Genomic DNA, 13555 nt, shown 5'->3' on the forward strand with positions numbered 1-13555 from the left:
GACGCCCGTGCCAAGTCGCACACTCGGATGCCCTAGCCCAAGCTGGCATTCTCCGGTTAGCGTCTAGGCATGGCGCGGGGTCATCCCGGGCCAGCCGGCCGGCCCGGACCTTGCGACCATGCACGCCACGGGGCCCGCATCCGACCCCGTGTCTCCGGGCACCGGACGAGGCGGACCGCGGGTGTACGGGTGCACGCCCGCCGGAGCAGGCCTGTGACGACTCGCCGTACCAATCCTCGGGCCGACAACCAGAACGCGACCGCCGCCGAGAAGACTCCGGGCCGAGCCCGGGGCGGGCGCCGGACCAGGACGTCTCCGCCGGCTGACGCCGCGGAGCCCGGACCAGCAGGCCGGGCGTACGTCCTGGACACCTCGGTCCTGTTGTCCGATCCCGGAGCCTTCCACCGCTTCGCCGAGCACGAGGTGGTCGTGCCGCTGGTGGTGATCACGGAACTGGAGGGGAAGCGTCATCATCCGGAACTGGGCTGGTTCGCCCGACAGTCCCTGCGTCTCCTCGACGACCTGCGGGTCCGGTACGGGCGGCTGGACCAGCCGGTGCCGGCCAACGAGTCGGGCGGCACGCTGCGGGTGGAGCTGAACCACAGCGACGACGGCGTACTGCCGCCCGGGTTCCGTACCGACTCCAACGACGCGCGGATCCTCTCGGTCGCGCTCAACCTGGCCGCCGAGGGGTGGGAGGTCACCCTGGTCAGCAAGGACATGCCGCTGCGGGTCAAGGCGGCGTCCGTCGGGCTGACCGCCGACGAGTACCGGCACGGCCAGGCCAGCGATCCGACCTGGACCGGGATGGCCGAGCTGGAACTGGCCGAGGAGCAGGTCAACAAGCTGTACGAGGACGTCTCGCTCGACCTGGACGAGGCCGCCGGCCTCCCCTGCCACACCGGGCTGGTGGTGCACTCGCCGAGGGGTTCCGCGTTGGCCCGGGTGCTGCCCGACAAGACCGTACGGCTGGTCCGTGGTGACCGGGAGGCGTTCGGGCTGCGCGGTCGCTCGGCCGAGCAGCGGGTGGCGCTCGATCTCCTGCTCGACGAGTCGATCGGCATCGTGTCGCTCGGCGGCCGGGCCGGTACCGGCAAGTCGGCGCTCGCGCTCTGCGCCGGCCTGGAGGCCGTGATGGAGCGCCGACGGCACAAGAAGGTCGTCGTGTTCCGGCCGCTGTACGCGGTGGGCGGCCAGGAGCTGGGATATCTGCCCGGCTCGGAGGCGGAGAAGATGTCGCCCTGGGCGCAGGCGGTCTTCGACACCCTCGGCGCGGTGGTCCACGAGAACGTGGTGGACGAGGTCCTGGCCCGGGGAATGCTCGAGGTCCTGCCGCTGACCCACATCCGCGGCCGGAGCCTGCACGACGCCTTCGTCATCGTCGACGAGGCCCAGTCGCTGGAGCGCGGGGTGCTGCTCACCGTGCTGTCCCGGGTCGGTCAGGGCTCCCGGGTGGTGCTCACCCACGACGTCGCCCAGCGGGACAACCTGCGGGTCGGACGACACGACGGGGTCACCGCGGTGATCGAGGCGCTGAAGGGGCATCCGATCTTCGCGCACGTGACGCTGACCCGTTCGGAGCGGTCGCCGATCGCCGAGGTGGTTACGGATCTGTTGGAGGACGTACCGCTGTAGGGGGCCTCGCGGGTGGGGTTCGCCCGGATCAATGGTGATTCGCGGCGTGACCCAGATCACATTTCTCTCTGCTGGTTTCCCAGCAGCCTCACCTTGCGCAATGGTGTCCTTCGAGCGTCCACGGGCGGCGGGAGATAGTCGAGAATCATTTCTCCCGCCGGCCACGGCACCGACGGCCCCTCGGTCGATCGGAGTCACGACCGGGTCAGGTCGGGGCGCTCGCGGCGTGCACGGGGCAGACCCGAAACGGGTTCCGGCGCGTCGTGTCCTTGCCCCCGACGAAGGGAACACTCTGTGAGTCGGCTGTGGAGCCGGTTCGGTGTCCGGGGACTTGCCGTCGCGTTGCTCTTCGGGGGCGTCGGCGGCGGCTACTACCTCGGCGAGGACCGGGAAGCGCAGCAGCGGAGCATCGACGCCCAGTCGGCCTACGACGCGCAACAGGCCGAGTGGGACCTGATCCGCCAGCAGCGCGCGGCACACCTGCTCGCCACCCTTGACCAGCGGGCCGCCGAGCGGGAGGCCGCGCGGAAGGCGGCCGAGGTCGCCGAGGCCGCGGCGGAACGGGCCAAGCGGACCGAGGAGGCGGTGAGCCGCAAACGGGAGCGCGAGCGGCGGGAGAAGGAGGCGGCGGAACAGGCGATCAAGCCGTACGACGGACCGATCCCGGACTCGTGCAACGAGTACAGCGGCAACCGGGCGATCGGTTGCGCGCTGCTGCTCGACGCGGGCTTCGAGCTGGCCGAGATGCCCTGCCTCGACAAGCTCTGGACCAAGGAGAGCGGCTGGAACCCCAAGGCCGCGAACCCGTCCGGCGCGTACGGGATTCCGCAGGCCAGGCCGGGGAACAAGATGGCCACCGTCGGCTCCGACTGGCAGACCAGCCCGGCCACCCAGATCAAGTGGGGACTGGGCTACATCAAGGGCCGCTACGACACGCCCTGCGGCGCCTGGGCGCACTCCCAGGCCGAGGGCTGGTACTAGGCGCCCGGCGGGCACCGGACCTCTGCGAGGGGGCGTGGACCGATGGTCCGCGCCCCCTCGGCGTACCGGTCCCTGCTCCTTCGTCCGGGCCGGCGGGCGTGTGACGGCCGGCTCGCGCGTCGGACTCAGGTGGCGGTGGGCTGCCGAAGCTGATAGCAACGTGAGGGTGACGTTCGACCCGTACTCCGGGGGTAACGACCCCCACCGGTTCGGCACCGAGGCGTTCTACGCCTCGCTGGGCCGGGCCTTCGTGGCCATGTGCGCCGTCGTACCGGTGCTCTTCGCGATCGAGGCTCTCGACACCTGGCTGCAGGCGGGGCTCGACGCCACCGCCGGGATCATCCCCAGGCACATCGAGGGACTCGACGGGGTCTTCTTCAGCCCCTTCCTGCACCACGGTTGGGACCACCTCTACAGCAACAGTGTGCCGCTGATCCTGCTCGGCACCTTCGTGCTGGCCGCCGGGTCGCGTCGGTTCATCTACTCCACACTCGTGATCATCTTTGTCAGCGGCCTGGGTGTCTGGTTCACCGGTTCGCCGCAGTCGATCGTGGTGGGGGCGAGCGGCGTCGTCTTCGGCTATCTCGGGCTGCTGTTCATGCGCGGCATCGTCGAGCGGAGCTGGTGGAACCTCGGTGTGGTCGTCCTGGTCGGCCTGCTCTACGGCTGGCAGTTGCTGGGTGTGCTGCCGACCGATGAGTTGATCTCCTGGCAGGGTCACCTGTTCGGGCTGCTCGGCGGCATGATCGCCGCGGTGCTGTTCCGTCGGCGCCGGCCGCGCGACGACGACCCGTACCGGTCGGAGTCCAGCATGACGTTGCCCTGACGGGCTGGCTCCCGGATCCCGGAAAGGGTTTTCCTGTTTGGTCCACCCGGGGGTGGGACGGCTATTGCCTCGATCCCCGTCATCCGCCTACGGTCGACAGCAGCAAGCCCGTGATCAGGCCATAGGCGGAGAGCGACGGTGAGCACATGCGCGAGGTTGATGTCGCGATAATCGGGGCTGGCCCCACCGGGTTGTTCGCCGCGTACTACGCGGGGTTCCGGGGGCTCTCGGTCGCGGTCATCGACGTGCTGCCGGAGCCCGGTGGGCAGGTCACCGCGATGTACCCGGAAAAGATGATCTACGACATCGCCGGGTTTCCCTCGATCAAGGGACGCGACCTGGTGGCCAACCTCGTCACCCAGGCGGCCACCTTCGGTCCCGAGTACCTGCTCGGGGTCCGCGCCGAGAAACTCTCCTACCTGGACGGCCGACCGGTGCTCAGTCTCGCCGGCGGCGACGTCCTGCGGTGCGGCGCGATCATCGTCACCGCCGGTCTGGGCAGCTTCACCCCGCGACCACTGCCGGCGGCCGAGAACTTCGTCGGTGGCGGCATCGTCTTCTTCGTACCGCACCTGGCCGATCTCGCCGGGCAGGACGTACTGATCGTCGGCGGGGGCGACTCGGCGTTCGACTGGGCGCTGGCGCTGCAGCCGCTGGCCAGGTCGGTCACCCTGGTGCACCGCCGGGAGAAGTTCCGGGCCCACGCCGCCACCGTCGACCGGGTCCGGGAACTGCCGGTACGGATCATCGTCAACGCCGAGGTGACGAGGCTGCACGGCGACGGCGCGGTGACCGGGGCCGACATCGTGGTGAAGGGCGGGGAGGTCGAGACCGTGCCGGTCGACACCGTGGTGGCGGCGCTGGGCTTCACCGCCGACCTCGGGCCGCTCACCGAGTGGGGCCTGGCGCTCGACAAGCGGCACATCCTGGTCGACAGCACCATGATCACCAACCTGCCACGGGTCTTCGCCGCCGGCGACATCACGGAGTACCCGGGCAAGGTCCGGCTGATCGCCACCGGCTTCGGCGAGGCCGCCACGGCGGTCAACAACGCCGCCGTGGTGATCAACCCGGCCGCCCACCTCTTCCCCGGTCACTCCTCCGACGCGGGCTGACCCGGCGGACCCGTGCCGCGCGGAACCTGCTGAGACCGGCCTGATCGCCGCCGGCAGGAACTGAGCGGCCGCCGGTGGTGTCCGACCGATCGGCGGGACCGGACCTGCGGCCACCGGTCCGGTCGCGACCGACCGGACCGGTGACCACGAACGGCTACTCCTGTTCGCCCAGCGGACGGCCGTCGAAGTCGACGGCGGAGTAGAGCGCCAGCTTCTCCAGCCGGTGGTAGGAGTCGATCACCCGGATGGTGCCGCTCTTGGACCGCATCACGATCGACTGCGTGTACGCGCCACCGGCCCGGTACCGCACCCCGCGCAGCAGGTCCCCGGAGGTGACACCGGTGGCGACGAAGAAGCAGTTGTCCCCGGTCACCAGGTCGTCGGTGCCGAGCACCCGGTCCAGGTCGTGCCCGGCGGCGAGCGCCTTCTCCCGCTCCTCGTCGTCGCGCGGCCAGAGCTTGGCCTGCATCGCCCCGCCCATGCACTTGAGCGCGCAGGCCGAGACGATCCCCTCGGGGGTGCCACCGATGCCCATCAGTACGTCGACGTCCGACTCGCCCCGGGCGGCGGCGATCACGCCGGCGATGTCGCCGTCGCTGATGAACCGGATCCCCGCGCCGGCCCGCCGGATCTCCTCGACCAGCTCGGCGTGCCGGGGGCGGTCCAGTACGCAGACCACCACCTCGGCGACGCTGGAGTTCTTGACCTGGGCGATCCGGCGCAGGTTCTCCGCCACCCCGGCGTTGATGTCGATCACGTCGGCGTAGACCGGCCCGACCGCGAGTTTCTCCATGTAGAAGACGGCACTCGGGTCGAACATCGCCCCCCGCTCGGCGACCGCCAGCACGGCGAGTGCGTTCGGCATGCCCTTGGACATCAGCGTGGTCCCGTCGATCGGGTCCACCGCGACGTCCACCTCCGGCCCGGAGCCGTCGCCGACCTGCTCGCCGTTGAACAGCATCGGGGCGTTGTCCTTCTCGCCCTCGCCGATCACCACCACCCCGCGCATCGGGATGGAGTTGATCAGTTTGCGCATGGCGTCGACGGCCGCGCCGTCGCCACCCTCCTTGTCGCCCCGGCCGACCCACCGGCCCGCTGCCATCGCCGCCGCCTCGGTCACCCGGACCAGATCGAGCGCCAGGTTGCGGTCGAGATTCTGTGGTACCCGGGTCCTGCTGTTGGTCATGTCGGTTCCTCCTCGCGACACTGCGGGGTGGCCCGGCACCGCGTGGCGTCCGCCCGCGGCCGGCTTTGTCAGGGATACTGACACGCTGGTCAACTTAACGCCGGTTCGGGGGCTGGTGGCCCGGATCCCGGTAACCGGTGGAGCTGCCAAGATAGGTGGGTGGACACCACTGAGGCCGCCGGCCGTACCCCGGATGACCGCCTGACCGACGAGCCCGGCGGCCGGGACGCGTCGCCGCCGGCAGCGGACGCCGCCCCGGACGGTTCCGGGGCCGACCAGCGGCAGGTCGTGTCGACCGCGATCCGGTCCCAGCGTTCACCGAGGGACATCGTCATCTCGCTGCTGGTGCTGCTCGTGCCGATCGCCCTGCTGATCGGCCTCGGCCGGGCCTTCCTCGGCGCAGACACGCCCACCGAGGTCGATCCGGCGCCGATCGTCCAGCAGGCCCGGGCCGCCAACCTCTTTCCGGTCGGCGAGGTGACCGGGCTGGGCGACGGGTGGCACACGGTCACCGCCGACTTCCGGCGCGCAGACACCGGCGCGACGCTGCGGATCGGGTACCTGACCCCGGACGACGACGGCGTGCAGGTGGTACAGAGCAGCGTGCCGGCCGAGCGGCTGCTGCCGGACGAGCTGACCCGGGACGGTCAGCCGCGGGGCGCGGTCGAGATCGGCGGTCGTAGTTGGCAGCGGTATACGGCGCGCGCCGATGAGCTGGCGTTCGTGCTGTTGGAGCCGGGGCGGACGGTGATCGTCGTCGGTCCGGCGTCGGAGGACGAGCTACGCCGACTGGCGGCTTCCCTGACCTAGCCGGCGGCGAGATCGCCGGAAAATGTGGCACCCACCCGCTACGCTGCGGCGGCTTCACATTCCGGCGGCCGTTCCGTCGCCGGGCCATTGTCTGGGGAGATCGACTGTGACCATTCGACGGTGGGGCGTTGCCACGCTCGCTGCCGCACTCCTGTTCGTGCCGGGCCTGACGGCCTGCGGGCAGACGGAGGGCTCTGAGCCCGGCTCGCAGGGGACCGGTTCGGGTTCCGTGCCGGCCGACCCGAAGGAGGCACTGCTCGCCTCCACCAAGGAAATCGCCAAGGGCAACTTCCGGTTCACCATGAAGGGCCAGGAACTGGACGGTGAGGGCCTGGTCCACCTGCCCAGCCGCAGCGCCCAGATGAAGATGAACGCGGGCGACGCGGAACTCGGCTTCTCGATGAACCTGGATCTGATCTACATCGAGCCGGACAGCTGGGTGAAGATCCAGATCGAGGGCGCGGAGGGCCTGCCCGGTCTGGAGAAGCTGAACACCGGCAAGTACCAGCACCTGGACCCGTCGAAAATCAAGGACAACGACGACCTCAGCTTCGACTTCGAGGACGTCGACCCGGCCGGTACCGAGATTCTGACCAAGGCCATCGTCGACGTGCAGAAGACCGGCGAGGGGGCCTACAGCGGCAACCTCGACCTGACCAAGGCGACCGACGCCGGAATGGTCGACGAAGAGGCGATCAAGACGCTCGGCGCCGACGCGGGCAAGGTGCCGTTCGAGGCCAAGCTCGACGCCCAGGGGCGGCTCAGCTCGCTGACCATCAAGATGCCGGCCGCCGGTGAGGCGAAGGCGCACGAACTCGTGGTCACCTACACCGACTACGGTGCGGCCACGGGTGCCAAGAAGCCGGCCGACAGCGAGGTCGTCGAGGCGCCGGCCGAGACCTACGACCTGTTCAACAGCTGATCACCGGTGCCGGGTGGGGCGGTCTCCGACCGTGCCACCCGGCCCTCGGTGGCCCACCCGTCGCCGCCCGGACCTTCCCTCCACCGCTGCGGCCAGGTCGCCGGTGACCGGTTCCGCTGGCCGGCTCAGGTCGACGAGGTCTGTCGGGCCTGTCGGGCGGTTTCGATCCGCTGCCGGGCGCCGTCGAGCCAACCCTGGCAGATCTCGGCCAGTCGCTCGCCCCGTTCCCACAGCGCCAACGACTCCTCCAACGAGGTGCCACCCGCCTCCAGCCGTTCGACCACCGTGGCCAGCTCAGCCCGGGCCTGCTCGTAGCTGAGTCCCTCGGCCGGTGCGCCGGCGCGCTTCTCCGCATCAGTCATGGTGGTCCCATTCCAACATGACGCGACGCCGGAACGGTCGGCGGATCACCGTCGCACGGTCGCGGTCAGTTCACCCTCGGCCAGCCGTACCCGCAGCGGGTCGTCGGCGGCGACCTCCTCCGGTGCCCGTACGACGTGTCCGTCGGCGCGCTGCACGATCGCGTACCCGCGCTGCAGGGTCGCGGCCGGCGACAGCGCGCGGAGCCGGGCGAGAGTGTGCCGCAGCTCGTCGCTCGCCGTACCCAACCGGTGCACCACGCACCGGCCGGCGCGGTCCCGCAGCGCCGTGACGTCGGCGGCCCGCTGGTCGAGCATCACCTGCGGCCGGGCCAGCGCCGGCCGGGACCGCCACCCGTCGAGCCGGTGCCGCTCCCGGTCGATCATCCCGACGACCGCCCGGTCGAGCCGGTCGCGGGCCAGTCGGATCAGCCGGACCTCCTCGCCGAGGTCGGGGACGATCCGCTTCGCGGCGTCGGTCGGGGTGGAGGCGCGCAGGTCGGCGACGTAGTCGACCAGCGGCGTGTCGGTCTCGTGGCCGATCGCGCTGACCACCGGCGTACGACAGCCGAAGACCGCCCGGCACAGCGCCTCGTCGGAGAAGGGGAGCAGGTCCTCGACACTTCCGCCGCCCCGGGCCAGCACGATGACGTCGATCTCCGGATCCGCGTCGAGCACCCGCAGCGCGTCGATGATCTGTGGCACCGCCGTCGGGCCCTGCACCGCCACGTTCACCGTACGGAACTGGACGGCTGGCCAGCGCCGCTGGGCATTGGTCAGTACGTCACGCTCGGCCGCCGAGGCCCGGCCGGTAATCAGACCGATCCGGCCCGGCAGGAAGGGCGGACGGCGCTTACGGGCCCGGTCGAAGAGCCCCTCGGCGGCGAGCAGCTTCTTGAGCTTCTCCAGCCGGGCCAGCAGTTCACCGAGCCCGACCTGCCGGATCTCGTCGGCGCGCAGGCTCAGCGTGCCCCGGGCGGCGTAGAACTCCGGCTTGGCGTGCAGCAGCACCCGGGCGCCCTCGGCCAGTTCCGGGGCGCCCGCGTCCACCACGTCCCGGTTCGTGGTGACGGTCAGGCTGAGATCGGCCGACGGGTCGCGCAGGGTGAGGAAGACCGTGGCCGCGCCGGGCCGCCGGCTGATCTGCGCCACCTGGCCGTCGACCCAGACCCAGCCGAGCTTGCCGATCCAGGCGCTCAGCTTCTGGCTGACCACCCGGACCGGCCAGGGCTCGTCGGGCGTACTGCGCGGGGCGCCGGACTCGGTCATCCGGTCAGCCTACGGCGGCGGGAAGGAGCGGGTACCGCACCGGGGCGGTGATCTCCGCGGCGGCGGTCGCGTCGCGACCGGCCGTGCTGGCGACGGGCGGACGCCACGGCGGAACGTAGACTGGTCGGGTGACCGAGGCTCAGGCGACACCCCAGACCGGTAAGCGTGTCCTGCTGGCCAGGCCCCGTGGCTACTGTGCCGGCGTCGACCGTGCGGTGCAGACCGTGCAGGAGGCGTTGAAGCTCTACGGGGCGCCGATCTACGTCCGCAAGCAGATCGTGCACAACAAGCACGTGGTCTCCACGCTGGAACGGCAGGGCGCGATCTTCGTCGAGGAGAACGAGGAGGTGCCGGAGGGCTCGATCGTGATCTTCTCCGCGCACGGGGTGGCGCCGGAGGTGTACGAGCAGGCCAAGGAGCGGTCGCTGCGGGCGATCGACGCCACCTGCCCCCTGGTGACCAAGGTCCACCACGAGGCCCGCCGGTTCGCCGCGGAGGATTACGACATTCTGCTCATCGGACACGAGGGGCACGAAGAGGTGATCGGCACCGCGGGTGAGGCGCCGGCCCACATCCAGCTCGTCGACGGTCCGGAGGACGCCGACAAGGTGACCGTACGGGACCCGTCGAAGGTGGTCTGGCTGTCCCAGACGACCCTCTCGGTGGACGAGACCATGGAGACCGTGGCCCGGCTCAAGCGCCGCCTCCCGCTGCTGCAGTCCCCGCCCAGCGACGACATCTGCTACGCGACCCAGAACCGTCAGCACGTGGTCAAGGAGATCGCGGCCGAGTGCGACGTGGTGCTCGTGGTCGGCTCCCTGAACTCCTCCAACTCGGTACGACTGGTCGAGGTGGCGGTGGACGCCGGTGCCCGGGCCGGTCACCTGGTCGACTACGCGTCGGAGATCAGCGACGACTGGCTGGTCGGGGCGGGCACGGTGGGGCTGACCTCCGGGGCGAGCGTGCCGGACGAGTTGGTCCAGGAGGTGCTCGACCACCTCGCCGCGCGGGGCTTCACCGACGTCACCGAGGTGACCACCGCCGACGAGCGGCTCACCTTCTCCCTGCCGCAGGAACTCAAGCGGGACATGAAGGCCGCCGCGGCGGCCCGGGCGGCGAACGGGAACGGGCGGGGTGTCGTACCCGTCTGATCGGCCATGAGGACGTTGCGGATCGCCGCCGTCGTCCTGGTCGCCGGACTGGCTCTGGCGGCCTGTGACGGGTCGACACCACCGGATCAACCGGAGGGAACGCAGATGACGTCGCCCGCCCAGCCGGAGCCGACCGGTGCGGCGCCGGGGCCCGCCGGTCCCGGTGTCCCGTCCGGCCCGCCGTCCACATCGACCGGTCCGACCCGGGGGGTGCCTCCGTCGGCGGGATCGGCGATCACCCTGACCGGCGTCGTCCGGGAGGGTGTGGAACACGGCTGCTACCTGCTCGACAACTATCTGCTGGTCGGCGGCCCGCGCGAGGTGATCACCGCGGGTGGTCGGGTGACCGTGACCGGCCGGGTCCAGGCCGACCTGATGACCACCTGCCAGCAGGGTGTGCCGTTCATGGTGGAGACCGCGACCCGAGGTTGACCGGCCCCGGGCAGCCCGGCGGGATGGGCTCGCGGCTCAGTCGACAGCGGGACGCGGCGTCGGCGGGTCGAGCAGCTCCGGGGCCTGCGGCTGCCGGGGTGCGGTCTCGACCTGGGGCGGGACCGGCAACTCGTCGCCGGCCACGCCCAGCTCGGCCAGCTTGCGGGCGCTGACCAGCACCCGCGCCTCCAGCGAACCGACCGCACGGTTGTACGCGGTCACCGCGCCGCCGAGCGCCCCGCCCAGCTTCGACACGTGCTCGCCGAGGGTGCCGAGCCGGCCGTACAGCTCCCGGGCCAGGGTGTGTACGGCCACGGCGTTGCGGGCCAACGCCTCCTGCCGCCACGAGTAGGCGACGGTACGCAGCAGCGCGACCAGGGTGGCCGGGGTGGCCAGCACCACGTTGCGGGTGAAGGCGTGCTCCAGCAACGTCGGGTCCCGCTGCAACGCCACGTCGAGGAACGGATCGGCCGGCACGAAGAGCACCACGAACTCCGGCGACTGCGCAAAGGCCGACCAGTAGGACTTCGCGGCCAGTGCGTCGACGTGTGCCCGCAGGTGCCGGGCGTGGTTGTCCAGCTGCCGGTCCCGCCCCGCCTCGTCCCGGGCCTCCATCGCGGTCAGGTACGCCTCGAACGGCGCCTTGGCGTCGACCACCACCGTCCGGCCGCCGTACAACCGGACCACCAGGTCGGGGCGTACCCCCTGGTGGTCGGTGGCGGCGGTGACCTGCTCGGAAAAGTCGCAGTGCTCCAGCATCCCGGCGGCCTCGACCACCCGGCGGAGCTGGTGCTCGCCCCACCGGCCGCGGACCTGCGGGGCGCGCAGCGCCGCCACCAGTTGCTTGGTCTCGGTACGCAGTTCCCCGGAGACGCCGGCCATCGCGCGGACCTGCTCGCGCAGTTCGGCGTACGCGTCGACCCGGTCCCGTTCCAGCTCGGCGACCCGCTGCTCGTAGCGGCGGAGGGTCTCGTGCAGCGGCGCGACCGCCCGGGCCACCGCCTCCTGGGACTGCGCGGTCGCCTCGTAGGTGAGGGCGCGCATGGACTGCTCCAGCCGTTCCTCGCCGTCCCGGGTGGCCCGCAGGGTCGTGTCGAGTCGGGCGATCTCGGCGCTCGACCGGGCGGTCGCGGCGAGCCAGCCGACCGCCCCGCCGGCGACGAGACAGACCAGCACCACGGCGACCGTCGTCAGCTCCACGGAACGAAGCATGCCAAACGGGTACGACCGCCCGCACGCCTCCCGCGTCAGGTGGAGTCCTCGCAGCTCCTGGGTACCGTTGGGGGATGGCCAACATGATCTGGTTGCTGCTGCTGGTGGTCCTGCTGGCCGGCGGGTTCCTCTGGTGGCAGCGGGAGAGCACGACCCGTAGGGAACGGGAACTGGCCGACGCGCGGGCCGAGGCGAGCCGCTGGTACGAGCGGCTGGGCGGGCAGCTGATGAACCTGCACGGCGACGCCCCGGCGGTCCGGCAGGCGCTGGCCGACGCGGGGGAGCGGTACACCGCGGCCGGCAGCCAGCTCGAACAGGCCCGCACCGCCCGGCAGTACGAGTTGGCCCGGGAGACCGCGCTGGAGGGGCTGGCCTACGTCCGGGCGGCCCGGGTCGCGCTCGGCATCGATCCCGGCCCCGAACTGCCGCCGCTGGCCGCCGCCCGGGGCGCCGGCGCGCTCACCACGCCCCGCGAGGTGCAGGTGCAGGGCGAGACCTTCCGGGCCGGGCCGCAGCCCGGTGCCGGCACCCCCTACTACTACCCGGGCGGGCGTTGGCAGGGCCGGCCGGTACCGGCCGGGTGGTACTCGACCCCGTGGTGGAAGACCGGTCTGGCCGCCGGAGCCGGGGTGCTGGGCGGCATGTTGATCGCTGACGCGCTCTTCTCGCCGGCGTTCGCCGATCCCGGCTACGGCTACGACGCCGGCTACCAGGAGGGCTTCGCCGACGGCGGGGACTTCGACGGCGGTGACGCGGCGGGCGGTGACTTCGGTGGTGGCGATTTTGGCGGCGGTGACTTCGGTGGTGGTGACTTCGGCGGCGGCGGGGACTTCTGACCAGCGGAAACCTCCGTCCGGTCGGCGTGCCTGACCGCTGACCGGAACCGCCGGCGGGTGGGGGCATCGGGACCGGCCGGACGGTGGTTAACCGGCCGGTGGATGGTAGGGCTGGCGGGATGGTTCGGGCCGGCGCCGCGCGGCAGAGTCGACAACTGTGAGCGTTGAGGTGGAGACCGTGGCGTTACGCCGGCCGGGTACGGCCGTGCGGTGGTTGGGCAGTCTGGCCGTGGCGGGGTTCGCGGTCGCCGTGATGACCGTCACCGCGCAGGCGGTCGACCGGTTCCACTGGTGGGCCGGCTTTGTCCTGGTGCCCGGCGCGTTGATCGCGGCGACCGGCGGCCCTTTGCTGTTCCGCACCGGTGGCCGGGCGTTCGTCGGATACGTGCTGGCCTGTGTCGGCGGCCTGGTCTTCGCGGTCGGCGGGCTGCTGATGCTCGGGCTGATGAGCCGTGGCTGGCCGATCATGATCACGTTGCCGGCGCTGGCGATCACCGGCACCTATCTCTGGCGGTCGGGTGATCCGCTGCCGAGGGCCTTCCACCGCACCATCGCGATGCTGGCGGTGGTCACCGCCGGGCTCGGCGTCACCTTCCTGTTGATGGTCAACGACGTGCTGGACTTCGGCTCGACCGGCTGGTGGGGCGGGTTCATCATGGCCGCCGGGGTGGTCATCCTCGGCAACGGGCTGGAGCTGCTCCGGCACCGGATCGCCTACCGGGCCCAGGCGGTGACGCTGGCCGTCGGCCCGGCGTTGATCGCCCTGCTGCTCGGCCTGCGTTTTTTGCGCGACTGGCCGTTCTGACCGGAGCGCCACGCCG

The 13555-nt window shown here is 71.4% G+C and carries 14 protein-coding genes; 10 read left to right on the forward strand and 4 right to left on the reverse strand.

All coding sequences use genetic code 11. The features are described from left to right. Positions 1-213 precede the first annotated feature (213 nt). The 4 genes from V1633_RS00540 (at position 214) to V1633_RS00555 (ending at position 4557) form a co-directional block, all read left to right on the forward strand. A complete protein-coding gene (locus V1633_RS00540; RefSeq protein ID WP_407951930.1) occupies positions 214-1635 on the forward strand; it encodes a PhoH family protein in 1422 nt (473 codons plus the stop codon). Positions 1636-1929: 294 nt separating this feature from the next. Further along, positions 1930-2616 carry an aggregation-promoting factor C-terminal-like domain-containing protein gene (locus V1633_RS00545; protein ID WP_331212083.1) on the forward strand — a complete coding sequence of 229 codons (687 nt, stop codon included), beginning with the start codon at positions 1930-1932 and terminating at the stop codon, positions 2614-2616. Between the two features lie 166 nt (positions 2617-2782). Then, a complete protein-coding gene (locus V1633_RS00550) occupies positions 2783-3442 on the forward strand; it encodes a rhomboid family intramembrane serine protease (RefSeq protein ID WP_331212084.1) in 660 nt (219 codons plus the stop codon). 146 nt (positions 3443-3588) lie between these two features. Next, complete coding sequence (locus V1633_RS00555) at positions 3589-4557, forward strand: NAD(P)/FAD-dependent oxidoreductase (protein WP_331212085.1); 969 nt, start codon at positions 3589-3591, stop codon at positions 4555-4557. 154 nt (positions 4558-4711) lie between these two features. Here the strand turns inward: V1633_RS00555 and glpX are convergent, their stop codons facing one another. Next, positions 4712-5743, reverse strand: coding sequence for a class II fructose-bisphosphatase (gene glpX, locus V1633_RS00560; RefSeq protein WP_331212086.1), 1032 nt, complete (start codon positions 5741-5743; stop codon positions 4712-4714). A 159-nt stretch (positions 5744-5902) separates the two neighbouring features. Here glpX and V1633_RS00565 point away from each other — a divergent pair, with 159 nt between their 5' ends. Next, positions 5903-6553 carry a DUF4245 domain-containing protein gene (locus V1633_RS00565; RefSeq protein ID WP_331212087.1) on the forward strand — a complete coding sequence of 217 codons (651 nt, stop codon included), beginning with the start codon at positions 5903-5905 and terminating at the stop codon, positions 6551-6553. A 106-nt stretch (positions 6554-6659) separates the two neighbouring features. Then, positions 6660-7475: a hypothetical protein gene (locus V1633_RS00570; protein WP_331212088.1), complete on the forward strand. Its 816-nt coding sequence runs from the start codon at positions 6660-6662 to the stop codon at positions 7473-7475. Between the two features lie 125 nt (positions 7476-7600). On the opposite strand, the gene V1633_RS00575 is transcribed toward V1633_RS00570, so the two are convergent. Further along, positions 7601-7837: an exodeoxyribonuclease VII small subunit gene (locus V1633_RS00575; RefSeq protein ID WP_331212089.1), complete on the reverse strand. Its 237-nt coding sequence runs from the start codon at positions 7835-7837 to the stop codon at positions 7601-7603. Between the two features lie 45 nt (positions 7838-7882). Beyond that, positions 7883-9103 carry an exodeoxyribonuclease VII large subunit gene (gene xseA, locus V1633_RS00580; protein WP_331212090.1) on the reverse strand — a complete coding sequence of 407 codons (1221 nt, stop codon included), beginning with the start codon at positions 9101-9103 and terminating at the stop codon, positions 7883-7885. A 128-nt stretch (positions 9104-9231) separates the two neighbouring features. On the opposite strand from xseA, the gene V1633_RS00585 reads away from it, so the two are divergent. Both V1633_RS00585 and V1633_RS00590 read left to right on the forward strand, forming a co-directional pair. Further along, positions 9232-10254, forward strand: a complete 1023-nt coding sequence (locus V1633_RS00585) for a 4-hydroxy-3-methylbut-2-enyl diphosphate reductase (protein WP_331212091.1) — start codon at positions 9232-9234, stop codon at positions 10252-10254. 6 nt (positions 10255-10260) lie between these two features. Next, positions 10261-10686, forward strand: a complete 426-nt coding sequence (locus tag V1633_RS00590) for a hypothetical protein (RefSeq protein WP_331212092.1) — start codon at positions 10261-10263, stop codon at positions 10684-10686. Between the two features lie 36 nt (positions 10687-10722). Here V1633_RS00590 and V1633_RS00595 read toward each other — a convergent pair whose 3' ends face one another. After that, positions 10723-11898 (reverse strand): DNA recombination protein RmuC, encoded by a 1176-nt coding sequence (locus V1633_RS00595; protein ID WP_331212093.1) that lies wholly within the window; start codon positions 11896-11898, stop codon positions 10723-10725. Positions 11899-11972: 74 nt separating this feature from the next. Here V1633_RS00595 and V1633_RS00600 point away from each other — a divergent pair, with 74 nt between their 5' ends. Next, positions 11973-12734, forward strand: coding sequence for a hypothetical protein (locus V1633_RS00600; RefSeq protein ID WP_331212094.1), 762 nt, complete (start codon positions 11973-11975; stop codon positions 12732-12734). Positions 12735-12891: 157 nt separating this feature from the next. Next, complete coding sequence (locus tag V1633_RS00605) at positions 12892-13539, forward strand: hypothetical protein (RefSeq protein ID WP_331212095.1); 648 nt, start codon at positions 12892-12894, stop codon at positions 13537-13539. Positions 13540-13555 lie beyond the last annotated feature (16 nt).

Source organism: Plantactinospora sonchi (genome assembly GCF_036422035.1).
Classification (GTDB): Bacteria; Actinomycetota; Actinomycetes; order Mycobacteriales; family Micromonosporaceae; genus Plantactinospora; species Plantactinospora sonchi.

Coding starts and splice junctions, on each gene's coding strand:
- V1633_RS00600 (WP_331212094.1), top strand. CDS start 11,973: ATGGCCAACATGATCTGGTTGCTGCTGCTGGTGGTCCTGCTGGCCGGC.
- V1633_RS00555 (WP_331212085.1), top strand. CDS start 3,589: ATGCGCGAGGTTGATGTCGCGATAATCGGGGCTGGCCCCACCGGGTTG.
- glpX (WP_331212086.1), bottom strand. CDS start 5,743: ATGACCAACAGCAGGACCCGGGTACCACAGAATCTCGACCGCAACCTG.
- V1633_RS00575 (WP_331212089.1), bottom strand. CDS start 7,837: ATGACTGATGCGGAGAAGCGCGCCGGCGCACCGGCCGAGGGACTCAGC.
- xseA (WP_331212090.1), bottom strand. CDS start 9,103: ATGACCGAGTCCGGCGCCCCGCGCAGTACGCCCGACGAGCCCTGGCCG.
- V1633_RS00595 (WP_331212093.1), bottom strand. CDS start 11,898: ATGCTTCGTTCCGTGGAGCTGACGACGGTCGCCGTGGTGCTGGTCTGT.
- V1633_RS00590 (WP_331212092.1), top strand. CDS start 10,261: ATGAGGACGTTGCGGATCGCCGCCGTCGTCCTGGTCGCCGGACTGGCT.